We start from the raw sequence: 17,685 nt of genomic DNA, 5'->3' as shown, positions 1-17,685 counted from the left end.
GTCGTAACGGCGCAGGCCGGGCGGGTCAGTCCGTTCCGGCCACGGCCGCCGCGAAGGCGTCGGGGTTGTCGAACATGACGTTGTGCCCGGCGCCGGGCACCGTCACCACGCGCACCCCGGCGGCTTCCAGGCTCTCCCGGCCCTCCAGTTCACCACTCAGCTCGCCCTGCAGATAGACACGCTCGACGGGCAACTTTTCGAGGATCGTGCGCATCACAGGAGCGGAACCCTGACACAGCCCGACGGCGCTGCGGTGCAGGGCGCGGGGGTCGGCCAGGCGCATGGTGGCCGCCCACAGCGGGCCGACGGACTCCAGCACACGCGCGTGCTGCCTCTCGACGAAATCGTCCTCTTCGTATGCGGCGATTCCGCTGCTGGCGGCCGTGAGCGGCGGAAAGGCGTCGAGGTTGGCCTCCGTGAGGACGAGCCGGGAGACAAGGTCGGGCCGCCGGTGGGCGAGCACAATCGCCACGGCGCCGCCCATGCTGTGCCCGATCAACTCGGCACCGCGGACTACGGAATCGTCCAGAGCGGCCGCCACCGCGTCGGCGTGCTCCTCCAGCGTGTATCCGAACGCACTGGGCCGGTCACTGATGCCGTGTCCCGGCAGGTCCACGAAGAGGCTGTGCCGACCCGCGAGTTCGGGCCGGGCCGCGATGTGTGCGTGGTAGACGGCGGACATCGAGCCAAGCCCGTGCAGATACACCCGCGCGGGCTCCGCGCCCGGCACCTCGGTCCAGCGGATCCGGCTTCCCTCGTCGTCGAACACGGCCTGCTTCATAGCGCCCCTCCCTGGTGCCATCCTGTGCTCCGGACGATACTTCGGTATCGAGGTATGACGGCAAACCGGTGCGGTGGCGGCCCCGCGCCACGTGCTGCGGCTGACCGATGAGGGCGGCACCGAACTGAAACGCCGACGAGCTCCTTCTACGACGGGGACCGGACCATGCGCGCCGAAGAGTCGGACGACCCGTTCCGGCGCGGTGTGCTCCTCAGCGCGCGTGCCACCAGCCGGGCCGAGCCGGCCTGGCTGCGCGACACCCTGGCGTCACTCGACGGTGCCGGCCGCTGAGCTGTCCGTGTGCCGCACTGGGCAGCCGCGGGGCCCGGGAACCGGGCGAGTGCCGAGGTCGGCCACCCGGTAGCCGCCCGGGTAGCCCTTGATCTCCCAGTTCTGGCGTGCGAAGTGCGGGGAGCGGCGCGGCGGCAGCAGTCGGACGAGCCGGCCACGCGCGCGTACAGCACGGCGCACGTACGCCGTGGTGCCCGCGCCGGGCCGGGGGTATCGGAACGCGCGCAGCAGGTGCTCGTCGAACAGGGCGAGCATCGCCTTGCGCAGCAGGGGCGCCAGAGGGCGCGGATACCAGGACACCATCAGGTCGAGGGTGGCGTCGGAGACCGTCCGGGACCGCTCGTCCCAGCCGAAGTGCTCCCGCTCGTAGGTGTCGAGGAGGGTCTCGAACTCCTCGTACGTCTCCGGAATGTCGGGGATGCCCATGTGCCGGCCGAGGGTGCGGTAGTACTCGGTGGCGGCGACGACCTCGTGCCGGGACAGCCGCCGCCAGCCGTAGGCGTCGATCCAGCGCCGGGGCACCACGACGAAGGTACTCAGCACATACCGCATGTCGTCGTCGCTGATGTCGTAGCTGCGGTGCATCTGGTTGATGCGGCGGATCGCGGTACGGCCCTCCTCGGCGACGAAGCCGTGCTCGACGATGGTGTCGAGGAGCAGCGCGGTGTCGTCGTACCGCTTCTGTGTGCGCTCCGTCAGCTCCGCCGTCCCCGCGAGCAGCCGCCCGATGCTGGGGACGGCGTAGGTGCGGTACAGGGCCAGTTCGAGTGCGCGCGTGTAGTCCCACGGGAACTCGAAGGTCGCACTGAGCCGGTAGATCTCCAGCGCGTCCGCCACCGGATCCAGCCGGCGGATCTGCCCGAGCCGCTCGAAGCGCTTCACCGCGCCCTCCCCCTTCTGCCGCAGAAAGTTCAACTCTACGTTGAATGACAGCAGATGAGCGTCGACATGACGCCGTTCAGGGAGGGTGATTTGCGTGCTCGGCCAGATACGCAGGTACGCCAGCAGACTCCGCACTGCCACGCCCGCGCAGCCGACGGGCACGCGGGAGAGACGTGCACACAACTTGTTCGAAGCGGCGGCCGTCTACGTCGTGGCCCGCGCGGAGGACGATCAGGAGCGGATCGAGGAGGCCGCGGCCTGGGTGTCTCCGGAGGCACTGTCGTTCGGGGTGAGCGAACTGGCCTGCCGTGCCGTCGTGGCGCTGGCCCGGGAGCGTGACGAACCGCCCGCGGCAGTGGCCCGCGACCTCCTCGGGCTGCCCATGGAGTGAGGAAGACCCGCCAACTGTGGTCGTTTCGCCCCCGTCCAGGCGGAAACCTGCAGGTCCGCGTGGTGTGAGGAGTCGTGACAAGCGGCTTCCGCTCGCACTAGGGTGCGCGCCGTTGGACGAACCACTGGGGAGGCAGGGATGGCCCGGACCGACGATGAGGCCGTCGCCGCCGCGGACGATGCGCTGTACGTGCTGACGGCGGTGCTGCTGACGCCGGCACAGTTTCCGAGCGTTCTGGGCGACGACTATCCGGAGGCGTGCGCGGCGCTGGGACTCGTGCCGCACGCCGACGGGTACGGCCTGGTGCTGGGCCAGGACGGCGACGGCGCGCGCTGGACGGTCGTCATCGACGACGTCTCGCTGGTCGCCGTGGCGATCGCGTCCTGGGACTGCGGCATGGAGTACGAGCTGTCGCCGGACGAGCGCGCGGTCGTGGCCGCCCTGCCGGGCTGGCCGCTGGCGGTCGCCGTCGCGGCTCCGGGCATCCCCGCCCCGCACGATCCCGCTCCCGACGTGGCGGACCGGCCTGCGCTGAGCCCGCCGGACACCAGCGCCTGGGGGCCGGCCCAGCGCCGCTTGGGCGCCGACGAGATAGCGCTGCAGTGGGCGGCATGGCGCGACCAGATCAACGACGAGGAATTCTCCGTGCCGGGCGGGCAGAAGGCGGCGGACGGACAGAAGGCTCCGGACGGGCCGGAGGAGCCCGCAGGGCAGGACAGCCCGGGAGGACTCCCGGAAGGGCAGGAGAAGGCCGAGGAGCCGTCGCCGGAGGGCGCGCAGGACGTGCCACAGAGCGGCCACCGGGGAGTCAGGCGGGTGCTCGCGGAGGCGCGCGCCTATGTCGACTCGCCGCCGCCACTCGGCCGGGTGCGCTCGTCGTTCGCCCCGGGAGACGCGCGTACGCTGCGCGCCGACGGCCCGGGCTGGTCGATGGTGGCCCGCACCGACGACATCGCCTTCGTCCTGCTCGACGACGAGCCGGGCGAGGTCCTGCCGGTGGGCCGGGGCCCCGAGCTGCCGGGCCTGCTGGAGGCACTCGACAAGATGGCCGTACGCCCCATCTGAGGCCGCACGCCACTACGCGGTGCGGTGCCGCGCTCCGGGGAACGGCGTGTCGGGGCTGCCCTCCAGTGCCAGGTGCCCCGTGCCAGGCACCCCAAGCCAGGCACGCGCCCTGCAGGGCCGGGCGCCCCACGCCAGGCGCATCCTTCGGAGCCAACACCGGCCCTCAGAGGCCGAGGCACCCCCGCCTCAGGGGTCAGGCGTCGCCCGCGAGAGCCGGACCAGCCCAAAACCGGTCCGGCCCCGCGGCCGACTGCGCGAGCCTTCCAGGGGCCTCCGCCCGCCCCTCAGCGGCCGAGTTCCTTGCGGGTGACCCTGCGGAGCCTGCGCCGCTGTGCGGGGTCCAGCGCCAGATACGCGGCGACCGGAACTCCGACCACGATCAGGAACGCCACCCACCAGGGCAGCCAGATCAACAGGATCAGCCCGACCGCCACACCCCCGACGGCGATCTTCGCGTTGTTCGACATGAGCGTCGCCTCCTTCACGGCCACTGCCGCTCTCTGCCGTGAAAACGGCCCTCAGGTCCGCACAGTTCCGGAACCCGGCCCTGAGGCGTCCCTGAGGCCCACCCCTAGTGGGTTCCTGGTCGGTGAGACCCTCCGCCGTCGAACAGATTGTGAAGTGGCCTGGATCACGACGCCAGTATGCCGGGTCATCCTCGCCGTGCTGTACCCTCGGCGACTCCGACTCATTAGTCAAATTTGAGGAGTGCGCAAGAGCTGTGCAGCCCCTTCCCACGGCACCACCCTCCGAGCTCCCCGAACTGGCCCGATGCTGTACGACGTTCCTGCCGTCCGACCCCGCTCGCACGAGCCGGATCGCATTCTGGCGGTGGGACGGTGCGGTCCTTCCCATCGTCGCCGACGGATCTCCGGCGGAACTGGACGTCGTGATGCCCGCGGTGGACGGCGGCATCGAGCCGGTCCGCACGCCCGTGCTCCTGCTGCCCGCGCACCGTGCCCTGCCGTTGCTCACACGCGCGCGTGCGCTGCCCCAGAACCACCGCTCGACCGCCTTCTGGGGTGCCGCCTGCCAACTGGCCCTGCACTTCCTGGCGCGGGGCCTGCTGCTACCGGGGCTCTCCCCAGGCGATCACGACGTCTGGCGGGTGGCCCCGCTGTCCGCGCGGGACGCGGAGCTGATCCGTGAACTCGCCGCCGCCATGCCTCCGGAAGCGCATGCGATACCGCTCGCGGCCGAAGAGCCACCTCGGCTGCCGGAGCCTGAGCGGCTCCTGCGCGCCTTCCTGGACACGGTCGCCGATGTACTCCCGCGCTCCCCCGCGGCCCAGTCGGTGACCGGTGGCCCCGCCTTCGCGGCGCACGAGCCGCAGCACTTGCCCGCCCTGCGGGCGTGGGCCGACGACATCGCCGCCGGCCATGACGCGGATGTGCGGCTGTCGCTGCGCGTGGAGGTCGACGGGCTCGACGACGCCGCAGCGGGGGACGACGCTCCGGTCCGGTTCCGGGCGGTACCGCAGGTGCACGGCGTGAGCGGAGCGGCAGACGTCCTGGACGCAGCCGCCCTGTGGACCAGTACGGAAGCTGTACACGAAACAGACGGTCCACGCGCGCGTGCCGACGCGTTGCTGGCACTGCGTCGCGCCGCCCACGCCTGGCCGCCGTTGGCGCCGCTGCTCTCCGCCGCCGTACCGGACGCCGTGGAACTCGCCGACGACGAGATCGCCGAACTGCTGGGCGCGGGCACCCGGGCGCTGGCCACGGCGGGAGTCGAGGTGCACTGGCCGAAGGAGCTGTCGCGGGACCTCACGACGCACGCGACCGTCGGCCCGCCGGAGGACGGCACGTCCGCCCCTCGGTATGCCGCGGGGCCCGCATCGCTGCTCTCGTCGGACGCCACGGTCGGCTTCAGATGGTGGTTCGCGCTGGGCGGGCGGGAGTTGTCCCGCCAGGAGCTGGACCGGCTCGCGGAGGCGAAGCGTCCGCTCCTGCGACTGCACGACGGATGGGTCCTGGTCGACCCACAGCAGGCACACCAGGCCCGGACCCGCCAGGGCCGCACTCTCACCCCCGTCGAGGCGCTGGCCGCCGCTCTGACGGGTTCGGCGGAGGTCGACGGCCACGAGGTCGACGTACGGTCGTCGGGGTGGCTGGAGCGGCTGCGGGAGCGGCTCGCGGACACCGGGGCGGGACACACCGTGGGGCAGCCGCCCGGACTGGCCGCCACCCTGCGCGCGTATCAGCTCCAGGGACTCGACTGGCTCGCCCATGTGACCTCCCTCGGCCTGGGCGGCTGCCTGGCCGACGACATGGGCCTCGGCAAGACGGTCACCCTGATCGCGCTGCATCTGCACCGGCAGACGGACGCCTCGGCCGCCGGACCCACGCTCGTCGTCTGTCCGGCCTCCCTGCTCGGCAACTGGCAGCGCGAGATCGAGCGGTTCGCTCCGGGTGTGCCGGTGCGCAGGTTCCACGGGCCCGGGCGCACTCTCGGATCCGTCAGGGACGGGGAGTTCGTGCTGACGACCTACGGCACGATGCGTCTGGACGCCGAGCGGCTCGCCGCACAGCCCTGGGGCATGGTCGTGGCCGATGAGGCGCAGCACGTGAAGAACCCCTACTCGGCGGCCGCGCGGGCACTGCGTTCGATCGGAGCACGCGCGCGCGTGGCGCTCACCGGCACCCCGGTGGAGAACAACCTCACCGAATTGTGGGCCATCCTCGACTGGACGACTCCCGGCCTGCTGGGCCGCCTCGGCATCTTCCGCGCCCGCTACGCACAACCGGTCGAGAGCGGCCTCGACCCCGCCGCCGCACAGCGGCTCGCGAAGCTCGTGCGGCCGTTCCTGCTGAGACGGCGCAAGTCCGACCCCGGAATCGCCCCCGAGTTGCCGCCGAAGACCGAGAGCGATCACCCGGTGGCGCTCACGTCCGAACAGGCGGGACTGTACGGGGCGCTGGTGCGCGAGACGCTGGACCGGATCGCGGCAGCCGACGCCATGGCCCGCCGGGGCCTGATCGTGCAGTTGCTGACCGGGCTTAAGCAGATCTGCAATCACCCGGCGCAGTTCCTCAAGGAGGACGAGCCAGGGCTGTCCGGACGCTCGGGGAAGCTGGAGCTGCTCGACGAACTCCTCGGCACAGTCCTCGCCGAGGGTTCTGGGGTGCTCGTCTTCACGCAGTACGTGCGGATGGCCCGCCTGCTCGAACGGCATCTGGCGGCCCGTGGGGTGCCCTCGCTGCTGCTGCACGGCGGGACCCCGGTCACGGCGCGCGAGGAGCTGGTACGGCGCTTCCAGGACGGCGAGGTACCGGTGTTCCTGCTGTCCTTGAAGGCCGCGGGGACGGGCCTGAACCTCACCCGGGCCGAGCATGTCGTGCACTACGACCGCTGGTGGAATCCGGCGGTCGAGGCCCAGGCAACCGACCGCGCGTACCGCATCGGGCAGACCCGCCCGGTGCAGGTGCACCGGCTGATCGCCGAGGGAACCCTGGAGGACCGGATCGCGGATCTGCTCGGCCGCAAGCGGGAGTTGGCGGACGCGGTGCTCGGCACCGGCGAGGCCGCGCTGACGGAGCTGACGGACGCGGAACTGGCCGCGCTGGTGGAACTGCGGGAGGAAGCGCGATGAGCCGCTACGACGACGAACACGGCCGCGCGAGGGAGCGCACGATCACCGCGCCGCCACCCGCGCGCGGGCGTGGATTCGCGCAGACCTGGTGGGGGCGCGCTTGGCTGCGGGCCCTGGAGGACGCCGCCCTGGACGGTGCCGCGGTCAAGGCGGGCCGGCGGCTCGCCCGCGCGGGCGGTGTGGGGGCGGTGACCGTGCGGCCGGGCCGGGTCACCGCCGTCGTACGCGAACCCGGGGGCGCGGCCCACCGGGCCGACGTTCTCCTGTCGGAGCTGTCCGAGGAGGAGTGGGGACGGCTGCTGGACGTGACCGTGGAGCAGGCCGGGCACCTGGCCGCGCTTCTCGACGGGGAGCTGCCACCGCATCTGATCGAGGACGCCACGGTCGGCGGTGTCGAGCTGCTGCCGGGCCTCGGCGATCTGGAGCCCGAGTGCGACTGCGGGTCATGGGATCACTGCGGGCACACCGCAGCGCTGTGTCACCTGGCGGCCCGGCTGCTGGACGAGGATCCGTTTCTGCTTCTGCTGCTGCGCGGGCGCGAGAAGGAGGCGTTCCTGGCGGAACTGCATCTGCGCAGTGCGACGTCCCGCATGGCACCCTTCGCACCCGGGATCGCAGGGGTCGACGCGGCTCAGGCGTGGGCCGACGGGGACATCCTGCCTCGGCTGCCCGAGCTGCCCGGACTGCCGCAGGCACCGGGCACGCCGCCACCCCTCACCGCCGGGACGGCACCGGCGCCCGGGATCGATGCCGTGGCACTGGAGCACCTGGCGGGCCGCACCGCCGTGGAGGCGTACCGGATCCTTGCGGAGACCTTCCGCACGGATCCGCAGGTCCCTCACACGGATCCGGGGGTCCCTCGCACGGATCCGGGGGTCCCTCGCACGGATCCGGAGGTCCTCCGCCCGGAAGCCGTCGGTCTCCGCCCGGATCCCGACGATCTCCGCCCGGAAGCCGACGGTCTCCGCCCGGTTCCGCCGGCCCTCCGCTCGGATCCCTGGGACAGGGCCGGCGTCACGGCCGCCCAGGACGCCGTACGACTCGCGTGCGGCGCGCCTTCCGGCGCCGTCATTGAACGACTCGCCGAGGAATCAGGCTGCGGCCGAGCCGGGTTGGCGACGGCTGTCCTGGCCTGGAGTGCCGGGGGTGCGGCGGCGCTGGCCGTGCTCGACGAAGAGTGGCAGGTGGAGGGTCTGGCGCTCGCACGCGCGCGTGCGGCACTCGAAGCGGCCTGGGAGGCGGACGAGCGGCCGCCGTTCCACAGGAGTGGCAACCGGTGGACCGCCCCGGGCCAACGGGTCCAGCTGCGCCTCGACCGGGACGGCCGCTGGTGGCCGTATCGCGACGAGGAAGGCCGCTGGGTCCCCGCGGGCGCTCCGGACCGTGATCCGACGACGGCGCTCGCCACGGCGCAGCTCGCCGCCGATTCACAGACCACAGAAGGCATCTGACGTATCGCCAGATCCGAGCTGAGGGTCTCCTCGGTCGTGGGGGAAGAACGGGAGGGCGGCGCGCACCGCAGCCCTCCCGCCCCTCTCCACGTTCAGCCCCGTGCCCCCAGCAGATGGTCCATCGCGAGCTGGTCGAGACGCTCGAACGCCATGCCGCGCGCGGCCGCCGCCGTCGCATCGAAGTCCTCGAAGGCGGCGCGGTCGGCGAGCAGGGCCTGCAGGCCGTCGGCCGCGGTCGGCTGGGCGAGCTGGTCCAGCCGTGAGGCGCGCAGCGCCTCCTGGACCTCCGGGTCGGCGCGGAAGGCGGCCGAACGCTCCTTGAGGATGAGGTAGTTGCGCATGCAGCCGGCCGCCGATGCCCACACGCCGTCGAGGTCCTCGGTCCGCGGCGGCTTGAAGTCGAAGTGGCGCGGCCCGTCGTAGCCGGCGCTCTCCAGCAGGTCGACCAGCCAGAACGCGGCCCTCAGGTCGCCGGCGCCGAACCGCAGGTCCTGGTCGTACTTGATGCCGGACTGGCCGTTGAGGTCGATGTGGAAGAGCTTGCCCGCCCACAGCGCCTGCGCGATGCCGTGCGGGAAGTTGAGCCCCGCCATCTGCTCGTGGCCCACCTCCGGATTGACGCCGTACAGCTCGGGGCGTTCCAGGCGCTCAATGAAGGCCAGCGCGTGGCCGACGGTGGGCAGCAGGATGTCGCCGCGCGGCTCGTTCGGCTTGGGCTCGATGGCGAAGCGGAGGTCGTAGCCCTGGGAGGTGACGTACTCGCCGAGGAGGTCGAAGGCCTCCTTCATGCGGTCGAGGGCGGCGCGTACGTCCTTGGCGGCACCGGACTCGGCGCCCTCGCGGCCGCCCCAGGCGACGTACGTCTTCGCGCCCAGCTCGACCGCCAGGTCGATGTTGCGGATCGTCTTGCGCAGCGCGTAGCGACGCACGTCGCGGTCGTTGGCGGTGAACGCGCCGTCCTTGAAGACGGGGTGCGTGAACAGGTTCGTGGTGGCCATCGGGACGGTCATCCCGGTCGCGTCCAGGGCCTGGCGGAACCGCTTGATGTGCGACTCGCGCTCGGTGTCCGAGGATCCGAAGGGGATCAGGTCGTCGTCGTGGAAGGTCACCCCGTAGGCGCCGAGCTCGGCCAGGTGCTGCACCGTCTCGACCGGGTCGAGGGCGCGGCGGGTGGCGTCGCCGAACGGGTCCCTTCCCTGCCAGCCGACGGTCCACAGGCCGAAGGTGAACCTGTCCTCGGGGGTGGGCTGCAAGCTCATGCCACGGCTCCTCGCTGCGTACGACTATTTCGTCATGGCCGTTTACAAATTAGTATGCGCTCGCACCGCTGGGAAGAGACAAGATGTCTTTGTCCCCCAATGTCTTTGTCCCCATGTCTTTGTCCCCGCAGAGTCGCGGAACATCGCGGAAAAGGGAGAGCTCGATGTCAGCAGCCGAGGGTCCGCTCGTCGTCGGCGTGGACACATCCACCCAGTCCACGAAGGCACTGGTCGTCGACGCGGCCACCGGCGAGGTGGTGGCGAGCGGCCAGGCGCCGCACACCGTGTCCTGCGGCGCGGGCCGTGAGAGCGATCCACGTCAGTGGTGGGAGGCGCTGTGCGAGGCCCTGCGCCAGTGCGGCGACGCGGCGCACGAGGCGGCGGCCGTGTCGATCGGCGGCCAGCAGCACGGCCTGGTCACGTTGGACGAACAGGGCGAGCCGGTGCGTCCGGCGCTGCTGTGGAACGACGTCCGTTCGGCACCACAGGCCCGCCGCCTGGTGGAGGAACTGGGCGGCCCGAAGGCCTGGGCGGAGCGCACCGGCAGCGTGCCCGGTGCGTCGTTCACCGTCACGAAGTGGGCGTGGCTGGCCGAGCACGAGCCGCAGTCGGTGCGCGCGACGCAGGCGGTGAGGCTCCCCCATGACTACCTCACCGAGCGGCTGACCGGGCAGGGCACGACCGACCGCGGCGACGCGTCCGGCACCGGCTGGTGGGCGTCCGGGACGGAGACGTACGACGCGGAGACCCTCGCACACGTCGGTCTCGACCCGGCGCTGCTGCCCCGGGTGGTACGGCCGGGCGAGGTGGCCGGCACCGTGCGCGACAGCCATGACCTGCCGTTCTCCAAGGGAACGCTGGTCGCCCCCGGCACCGGCGACAACGCTGCGGCGGCCCTGGGCCTCGGCCTGCGGCCCGGCACCCCGGTGCTCAGCCTCGGCACGTCCGGCACCGTGTACGCCGTCTCCAGACGCCGCCCGGCCGATCCGACCGGCACGGTGGCGGGGTTCGCCGACGCGCACGGGGACTGGCTGCCCCTGGCCTGCACGCTGAACTGCACGCTCGCCGTGGACCGGGTCGCGGCGCTGCTCGGCCTGGACCGGGAGGCGGTGGAGTCGGGTGGCTCGGTGACCCTGCTGCCGTACCTGGACGGCGAGCGCACGCCGAACCTGCCGAACGCCTCGGGTCTGCTGCACGGCCTGCGCCACGACACGACCGCCGGGCAACTGCTGCAGGCCGCGTACGACGGTGCCGTCCACGCGCTGCTCGGCGCGCTCGACCTGGTCCTGGACGACGACGCGGACCGCAGCACCCCGCTGATGCTGATCGGCGGCGGGGCACGGGGGACGGCCTGGCAGCAGACGGTACGGCGGCTGTCGGGGCGGCCGGTGCAGGTGCCGGAGGCCAGGGAACTGGTCGCACTCGGCGCCGCGGCGCAGGCCGCCGGCCTGCTGACCGGCGAGGACCCGGCCGCCGTGGCCCGCCGCTGGCACACGGCCGCGGGCCCGGTGCTGGAGGCCGTGGAGCGGGACCAGGAGACGCTGGAGCGGATCACCGGGGTACTCTCCGACGCGGCCCCGCTGCTGGACCGGGGGATGGAGACCACGCCGCGCGCATGACACCGGGCGGAAGACACCGAGGATCGACTTCAGGCATGAGCGCACCGCTGCACGAGGCCCGCCCGCCGGACGGCCGCGCCCTGCCGGACACCCAGCAGGGCATACGCCGGCGCAATCTGGCCCGCGTGCTGCATGCCGTCAGCGCCGAGGGTTCGCTGTCGCGGGCCGCGGTCGCCTCGCGCATCGGGCTGACCCGGGCGGCGGTGTCGACGCTGGTGGACGAGCTGATCCGGTGGGGACTGCTGGAGGAGCTGGGCCCGGAGCGGCCGGGCCGGGTGGGCCGGCCGGGGTCGCCGCTCACGGTGAGCGGCCTCGGTCCGGCCGGGATCGGAGCCGAGATCGGCGTCGACCACCTCGCGGTGTGCGCCGTCGACCTGCGCGGCACGGTCCGTGCGCGGGCCGCACGGCACAGGGCGAACCGGGGCCGGGCGCCCGCAACGGTGGTCGAGGAGCTGACCGAGCTGGTGCGCCGGGTCGTCGCGGAGGCGGAACGGGAGGGGCTGTGGCCCGCCGGGCTCGCGGTCGCCGTGCCCGGACTCGTGGCCCGGGACGGGCGTACGGTCGTCCGCGCCCCGAACCTCGACTGGCACGACGCCGACCTCGGCGCCCTGCTGCCCGGCGACTGGCCGCTGATGGTGGACAACGAGGCCAACTTCGGTGCGCTCGCGGAGCTGTGGCTCGGCGAGCGCACCCCGCGTGACTTTCTGCATGTGTCGGCCGAGATCGGCATCGGCGCGGCGGTGGTCGTGGACGGCGCGCTGCTGCGCGGCACCCGCGGCTTCGCGGGCGAGCTGGGCCATGTACCCGTGCGGCCGGACGGGCCGCCGTGTCCGTGCGGCGGCCGGGGCTGCCTGGAGCAGTACGCGGGCGAGGAGGCGGTGCTGCGCGCCGCCGGGCTGGAGCCGCGCGAGGACTTGGTGGGCCTGCTCGCGGGGCACGCCGACCGGGGCGACGCGAGCGTACGGGCGGCCCTGCGGGACGCCGGTGCGGCACTCGGGATCGCGCTGACCGGGGCGGTGAATCTCCTCGACCCCGAGACGGTGGTCCTCGGCGGTGCCCTGGCCGGTCTCTCCCCCTGGCTGCTGCCGTCCCTGGAGACGGAGCTGACCAGCCGCACGGCGGGCCCGCCCTGCCCGGTGACGGTGTCCCGGCTGGGCCCGGAAGGCCCCCTGCTGGGCGCGGCGCACTCGGTCGTCCGGGGCGTACTGGACGATCCGGCCGTGGTGGCGGAACGATCCTGAGACCCCGGGTCAGGGCCAGGACCTGGACCAGGGCCAGAGCCAGGGCCTGAGGCTCAGCGGGGAGCACGACAGGCGGGAGGGACTGTCGCCGGGCTGGGGACAAACGGCCCGGTGGCGGCCGATGTTCGCCTGATCGGGTGGCCGGGTTTTCCACAAGCAGGGGCTTCTCCACGGAACCGGTGCGGGCTCTTCTGCGCAACCCACCTGCGCCGTACCGTGATTCACGCGAGGCGCAGCCGCTGGGCCGTCAAGAACGGCTGGTGGTGGCTGACGGTTGACGGTACTTCACACGCATCGGGTGACAGTGGGCTGACGGACATCGGGGGACGGACATGTACGAGGACACGGCCGGGGCGCTGCGCCGCGACGCCGTCGGGTTGCGCGAGGTGCTGTTCCAGAGCGTCACGGCGATGGCGCCGGCCGCAGCGGTGGCCGCGTCGATTCCGGCCGGTGCTGCCTTCGCGGGCGGCAGCCTGCCGCTGGCTGTGCTGATCGCACTGGTGGCCTGTCTGTTCACCGCTTCCTGCGTGGCCGAGCTGGCCCGGGAGCTGCCCGCGGCGGGCTCGGTGGCCACGTATGCGGCGCGCGGCCTGCATCCCGCGGTCGGCTTTCTCGTCGGCTGGGGTTACGTCTTCGTGGAGATGCTGGTCCCCCCGCTGCTGCTCCTGCAGCTGGGCTTCACGGCGGCGGGGACGCTGCACGAGGAGTGGTCCTCGTATCCGGCGGACCTCTGGTGGCCGTGGTCCCTGGCGGGCGCCGGTGTGATCGCTGTCGCCGGCTATCTGGGTGTCCGCGCCTCGGCCCGCTTCGGTACCGTCCTCGGCGTCTTCGAGATCGTCGTCTTCCTGGTGTTCGCGGTGCTGCTCATCGGCAGGGCGGGCGACGCCAACACCCTGTCGGTGTTCGGCACTTCGCACACCGCCGACGGGTACGCCGGGATCAGCGGCGTGTTCGCGGGATCCGTGTACACGGTGCTGGCCTTCGCGGGGTTCGAGGCGGCGGCGCCGCTCGCGGAGGAGACACGCGACCCACGGCGGACGATGCGCCGCGCGGTCCTCGGAGCGGCCCTGGGCATCGGTCTGTTCTATGTGATCACGACGTATGCGATGACGGTCTACTTCGGCCCGGACCGGTTCGCGAAGTTCGGCGCCTCGGGGGCGGCCTCCTGGGACGGTGTCGCCCGGGCCTCTTTCGGCCTGTTCTGGGTGCTGGTCTTCCTGGCGGTGATCAACTCCACGATCGCCAACGCCAACGCGTGCGCCACCGTCTCGACCCGTACGGCCTTCGCCCTGGCCCGCATCCGGGTCCTGCCCCGCCTGCTCGCCACGCTCCACCCCCGGCACCGCTCCCCCGTGGCCGGTATGGCGCTGCAGACCGTCGTGGCGGTCGGGGCGGTGCTGGGGCTCGGTTTCGGCTACGACCCCGTGACCGCGTTCCTGCTGCTCGCGACGGTGATCGTCACGGTCGTCGTCGGTGTCTACATCGTCGTGAACCTCGCCTGTGCGGGCTACTTCCTGCGGGCAGGCCGGGCCACCTTCAAGCCGCTACGGCATCTGCTGTTCCCGGTGCTCGGCACGGTGGCCTTCGTCCCGGCCCTGCTGACGGCCGCCGGTCTTCCGGTGTTCGACTTCGTCACCGGGCTGACGGCCCCGGTGTCCTACGCCGGCCCGCTCGTCGGCGTCTGGATGGCGGTGGGCGTGGTGGTGCTCCTCGTGCTGATGCGCCGTCACCCCGACCGCATAGCCGAGACCGCGCGGGTGCACCTCGACGCGTACGACCCGGCCGGCGACCGACAGGACGGGACGGTGCCGCGCTGACCTGCCCACGCCCCGCCCACGGCCTCCCCGCCGGCCCACCGACGCCACGCAGATGAGCCACCCTCCGCAAGCCCGCGCGCGATGGAGCCGCAGCCGCGGGACCCCGTCCCACCGACCGACCCGTCAGAAGGGACCACCCCGACGATGACCGATCCCCGAATCCTCACCGTGCGCCCGGAACCGGACGCATACGCCTGGACGTTCGGCGGCGCGCCGCCCGTGGCACGGATCGCGCCCGGCACGGTCCTCGACCTGTACACGGAGGACTGCTTCGCCGGGCGGGTGCGCTCAGAGAAGGACCTCGTCTCCGAGGTCTGCGAGTTCCCGTTCCTCAATCCGCAGACCGGCTCCTTCCACATCGAGGGCGCCGAGCCCGGCGACACCGTGGCCGTGCACTTCGTGTCGATCGAACCGGCCCGTGACTGGGCGGCCTCGACGACGGTCCCGCTCTTCGGCGCGCTCACCTCCACCCACACCACGGCCACGCTGCAGCCCCCGCTGCCGGAGCGCGTGTGGATCTGGCAGCTGGACCGCGCGCGCCGCACCGCCCTGTTCCAGGCACAGGACAGCGACATCGAGGTGGAGCTGCCCATGGACCCCATGCACGGCACGGTGGGCGTCGCCCCCGCCAGTCTGGAGGTGCGCTCGGCCCTGGTCCCGGACGCCCACGGCGGGAACATGGACACGCCCGAGATGCGGGCCGGCGTCACCTGCTATCTGGGCGTCAACGTCGAGGGCGCCCTGCTCAGCCTCGGCGACGGACACGCCCGGCAGGGCGAGGGCGAGACCTGCGGCGTGGCCGTGGAGTGCGCGATGCACACCGTGGTGGTCGTGGACCTCCTCAAGGACGTCGCCACGCCGTGGCCCCGGCTGGAGTCGGACACCCACATCATCTCGACCGGCTCGGCCCGCCCGCTGGAGGACGCGTTCCGGATATCCCAGCTCGACCTGGTGCAGTGGCTGGTGCGCGACTACGGGTTCAGTGCGCCGGACGCGTACCAATTCGCAACCCAGACGGTCGAGTCACCGTTGGCCAATGTGTGCGACACGAACTACACGTGCGTGGCCAAGCTCCGCAAGGAGTGGCTGCCGGCCCGCGAGACGTACCGCGGCGTGCACACGCGGCTACGGGAGACCTCGCGAGCCCTGCGGGGCTGAGGCCGACCACGTCCCCGTGGGGCCTCTCTGCCCGCCGAACCCCGTCCCCCGCAATCCCCCGCACAACTTCTGACACCCCCACACGCTGAAAGGCATCCGCCGATGGACATGGATCCGGCCGGCCCGGCACAGCCGACAGAGTCGGCACGAGCGGCGAACGCGGCACAGCCGCGTGTTGACAGGCGACGGCTGTTGAAGGGTGCGGCACTCGCCGCCATTCCCTACGCGCTGCTTCCCGACCCGCGAGCCGACGCACAGTCCCCGCCCGTCGACTACCCGCCCGCGGAGTGGCAGCCGGCGAGCACCTCCAACTACACCGCGTCCGAGCGCCCCGACACCTTCGCGATCGACCGCGTGATCATCCACGTCACGCAGGAGACGTACGCCAACGCGCTGGCGATCTTCGCCAACCCGGACAAGAAAGTGTCCCCGCACTATCTGGTCCGGTCGAGGGACGGGCACGTCACCCAGTGCGTGCACGAGGCGGACATCGCCTGGCACGCGGGCAACTGGGACTACAACACCCGCAGCATCGGCGTCGAACACGAAGGATGGGTGGACCGGCCCGCCTATCTCACCCACGCCCTCTACCAGCAGTCGGCCAAGCTCACGGCGGCGATCTGCACCAAGTACGACATCCCCAAGGACCGAGAGCACATCATCGGCCACTACCAGGTGCCCGGCACCGACCACACCGATCCGGGTCCGAATTGGGACTGGGTGCGGTACATCAGACTGGTCAACTTCGCCTAGCCGCAAGACGATGGGTCGCAGCACCGACATCATCGTTTCACCGTCCGGGGAGGCCGAGTTGACCGATCCGTGGGTGGCCCTGGAGCCGGGGGCCGACCCCGCCGAGCGGGTCCGTGTGCTGCGCCGGGCGCATGAGACGTTCACCAGAGTGGGCACGGTGCCGCGCCCGGTGCGGTCGGTGGTGGCGGAGTCGTGGCGGCGCAGCGCACGGGCCGGAGTCGGGCCGGACGGCACCGCCAGCGTCGAGCTGAGCGACGGCGCCCTCGGGACCTATCGGGCGGAGCACCCGCTGGCCAGGGTGATGCCGCTGTTCCGGGAGCTGATGGGCACGTTCGCCGCCGACGGCGAGCATCTGCTGGCGGTGTGCGACGCGCACGGAAGGCTGCTGTGGGTCGAGGGGCACCGGGCGACCCGGCGCCGGGCGGACGGGATGAACTTCGTGCCGGGGGCGCGCTGGTCGGAGAGCGCGGTCGGCACCAACGCGCCGGGCACCGCGGTCGCCGTGGACCGGCCGGTGCAGGTGTTCGCGGCGGAGCACTTCATACGGCGGGTCCAGCCGTGGACCTGCGCGGCGGCACCGGTGCACGATCCGCGCACCGGCCGGGTGCTGGGTGCCGTGGACATCACCGGCGGGGACGGGCTGGCGCATCCGCACAGCCTCGGTTTCGTACAGGCCGTGGCGCGGGCCGCGGAGGCACAGCTCGCCCTGCTCGCGCCGCCGCGGAACGCCCCGGACACCCCGCTGCTCGGCGCGCTCGGCCGGGACGAGGCGGAGCTGGTCCTGGACGGCCGCCGGGTCCGGCTCAGCCGTCGGCACAGCGAGATCCTCGTGCTGCTCGCCCGGCATCCCGAGGGGCTGACCGGAGACGAGCTGCTGTGCGCGCTGTACGCGGACGAGTCGGTGACCCCGGTGACCCTGCGTGCCGAACTGGCCCGGTTGCGCCGAGTGTTGGGAGCGGGATTGCTCGGCTCGCGGCCGTACCGGCTCACCGCCGCGGTCGAGTCGGACGTCACCGTGGTGGAGCGGCGGCTGCGGGCGGGGGCGGTCACGGCGGCGGCGCAGGCGTACACCGGTCCGCTGCTGCCCGGTTCGCAGGCGCCGGCGGTCGTACGGCTGCGGGACCGGGTCGCCGACGGGCTGCGGACGGCACTCGTGGCGCACCGCGACCCGGACCTGCTGGCGGACTGGGCGCACGCACCCTGGGGTGAGGACGACCTGGAGGTGTGGCGGGCGCTCGCCGCGGTGCGGCCCACCGCGCCGGTGCGCGCCCGACTCGCCGCACTGGAGGCCGAGCTGGCGGCACCGGCCGGCCGGGCACGGCGACGAGCCTGCGGCGCAACGTACTTGCAACGTCCGCACGCCTAGCCTCACGCCGACCGCTGCC

At 72.6% G+C, this 17,685-nt stretch carries 14 protein-coding genes and 1 pseudogene; 11 read left to right on the top strand and 4 right to left on the bottom strand.

The window, feature by feature from the left end; genetic code table 11:
• Positions 1-25 precede the first annotated feature (25 nt).
• Positions 26-781 (bottom strand): alpha/beta fold hydrolase, encoded by a 756-nt coding sequence (locus tag AB5L52_RS37830; protein WP_369367900.1) that lies wholly within the window; start codon positions 779-781, stop codon positions 26-28.
• Positions 782-842: 61 nt separating this feature from the next.
• Here AB5L52_RS37830 and AB5L52_RS37825 point away from each other — a divergent pair.
• Positions 843-1,072, top strand: a pseudogene (locus tag AB5L52_RS37825) (PadR family transcriptional regulator); the annotation flags it as partial.
• Here AB5L52_RS37825 and AB5L52_RS37820 read toward each other — a convergent pair.
• Positions 1,049-1,954: an oxygenase MpaB family protein gene (locus AB5L52_RS37820; RefSeq protein WP_369367899.1), complete on the bottom strand. Its 906-nt coding sequence runs from the start codon at positions 1,952-1,954 to the stop codon at positions 1,049-1,051. The pseudogene AB5L52_RS37825 and the gene AB5L52_RS37820 sit on opposite strands and share 24 nt — an antisense overlap.
• Positions 1,955-2,060: 106 nt before the next feature.
• Between AB5L52_RS37820 and AB5L52_RS37815 the strand changes: the two genes are divergently transcribed.
• Positions 2,061-2,345, top strand: coding sequence for a hypothetical protein (locus tag AB5L52_RS37815; protein WP_351020292.1), 285 nt, complete (start codon positions 2,061-2,063; stop codon positions 2,343-2,345).
• A 138-nt stretch (positions 2,346-2,483) separates the two neighbouring features.
• Complete coding sequence (locus tag AB5L52_RS37810) at positions 2,484-3,410, top strand: hypothetical protein (protein ID WP_369367898.1); 927 nt, start codon at positions 2,484-2,486, stop codon at positions 3,408-3,410.
• A gap of 284 nt (positions 3,411-3,694) precedes the next feature.
• Here AB5L52_RS37810 and AB5L52_RS37805 read toward each other — a convergent pair whose 3' ends face one another.
• Positions 3,695-3,877 (bottom strand): hypothetical protein, encoded by a 183-nt coding sequence (locus AB5L52_RS37805; protein ID WP_351020031.1) that lies wholly within the window; start codon positions 3,875-3,877, stop codon positions 3,695-3,697.
• Between the two features lie 254 nt (positions 3,878-4,131).
• Between AB5L52_RS37805 and AB5L52_RS37800 the strand changes: the two genes are divergently transcribed.
• Together AB5L52_RS37800 and AB5L52_RS37795 are read left to right on the top strand one after the other, a co-directional pair.
• Positions 4,132-7,002 carry a DEAD/DEAH box helicase gene (locus AB5L52_RS37800; RefSeq protein ID WP_369367897.1) on the top strand — a complete coding sequence of 957 codons (2,871 nt, stop codon included), beginning with the start codon at positions 4,132-4,134 and terminating at the stop codon, positions 7,000-7,002.
• Positions 6,999-8,453: an SWF or SNF family helicase gene (locus tag AB5L52_RS37795; RefSeq protein WP_369367896.1), complete on the top strand. Its 1,455-nt coding sequence runs from the start codon at positions 6,999-7,001 to the stop codon at positions 8,451-8,453. The genes AB5L52_RS37800 and AB5L52_RS37795 overlap by 4 nt, the downstream gene beginning before the upstream one ends.
• 92 nt (positions 8,454-8,545) lie before the next feature.
• Here AB5L52_RS37795 and xylA read toward each other — a convergent pair whose 3' ends face one another.
• Positions 8,546-9,712 (bottom strand): xylose isomerase, encoded by a 1,167-nt coding sequence (gene xylA / locus AB5L52_RS37790; protein WP_351020029.1) that lies wholly within the window; start codon positions 9,710-9,712, stop codon positions 8,546-8,548.
• A gap of 164 nt (positions 9,713-9,876) precedes the next feature.
• On the opposite strand from xylA, the gene xylB reads away from it, so the two are divergent.
• From xylB to AB5L52_RS37760, 6 genes are all read left to right on the top strand, one after another.
• Positions 9,877-11,331, top strand: coding sequence for a xylulokinase (gene xylB, locus AB5L52_RS37785; protein WP_369367895.1), 1,455 nt, complete (start codon positions 9,877-9,879; stop codon positions 11,329-11,331).
• 35 nt (positions 11,332-11,366) lie between these two features.
• Positions 11,367-12,572 carry an ROK family protein gene (locus AB5L52_RS37780; protein ID WP_369367894.1) on the top strand — a complete coding sequence of 402 codons (1,206 nt, stop codon included), beginning with the start codon at positions 11,367-11,369 and terminating at the stop codon, positions 12,570-12,572.
• A 332-nt stretch (positions 12,573-12,904) separates the two neighbouring features.
• Positions 12,905-14,389, top strand: coding sequence for an APC family permease (locus tag AB5L52_RS37775; protein WP_369367893.1), 1,485 nt, complete (start codon positions 12,905-12,907; stop codon positions 14,387-14,389).
• 144 nt (positions 14,390-14,533) lie between these two features.
• Positions 14,534-15,547 carry an acetamidase/formamidase family protein gene (locus tag AB5L52_RS37770; protein ID WP_369367892.1) on the top strand — a complete coding sequence of 338 codons (1,014 nt, stop codon included), beginning with the start codon at positions 14,534-14,536 and terminating at the stop codon, positions 15,545-15,547.
• 108 nt (positions 15,548-15,655) lie between these two features.
• Positions 15,656-16,300 (top strand): N-acetylmuramoyl-L-alanine amidase, encoded by a 645-nt coding sequence (locus tag AB5L52_RS37765; protein ID WP_351020288.1) that lies wholly within the window; start codon positions 15,656-15,658, stop codon positions 16,298-16,300.
• 58 nt (positions 16,301-16,358) lie between these two features.
• Positions 16,359-17,666, top strand: coding sequence for a GAF domain-containing protein (locus AB5L52_RS37760; RefSeq protein WP_369369031.1), 1,308 nt, complete (start codon positions 16,359-16,361; stop codon positions 17,664-17,666).
• Positions 17,667-17,685 lie beyond the last annotated feature (19 nt).

This window comes from Streptomyces sp. CG4, assembly GCF_041080655.1.
GTDB lineage: Bacteria > Actinomycetota > Actinomycetes > Streptomycetales > Streptomycetaceae > Streptomyces.
This window is presented reverse-complemented; position numbering and strand designations above follow the sequence as displayed.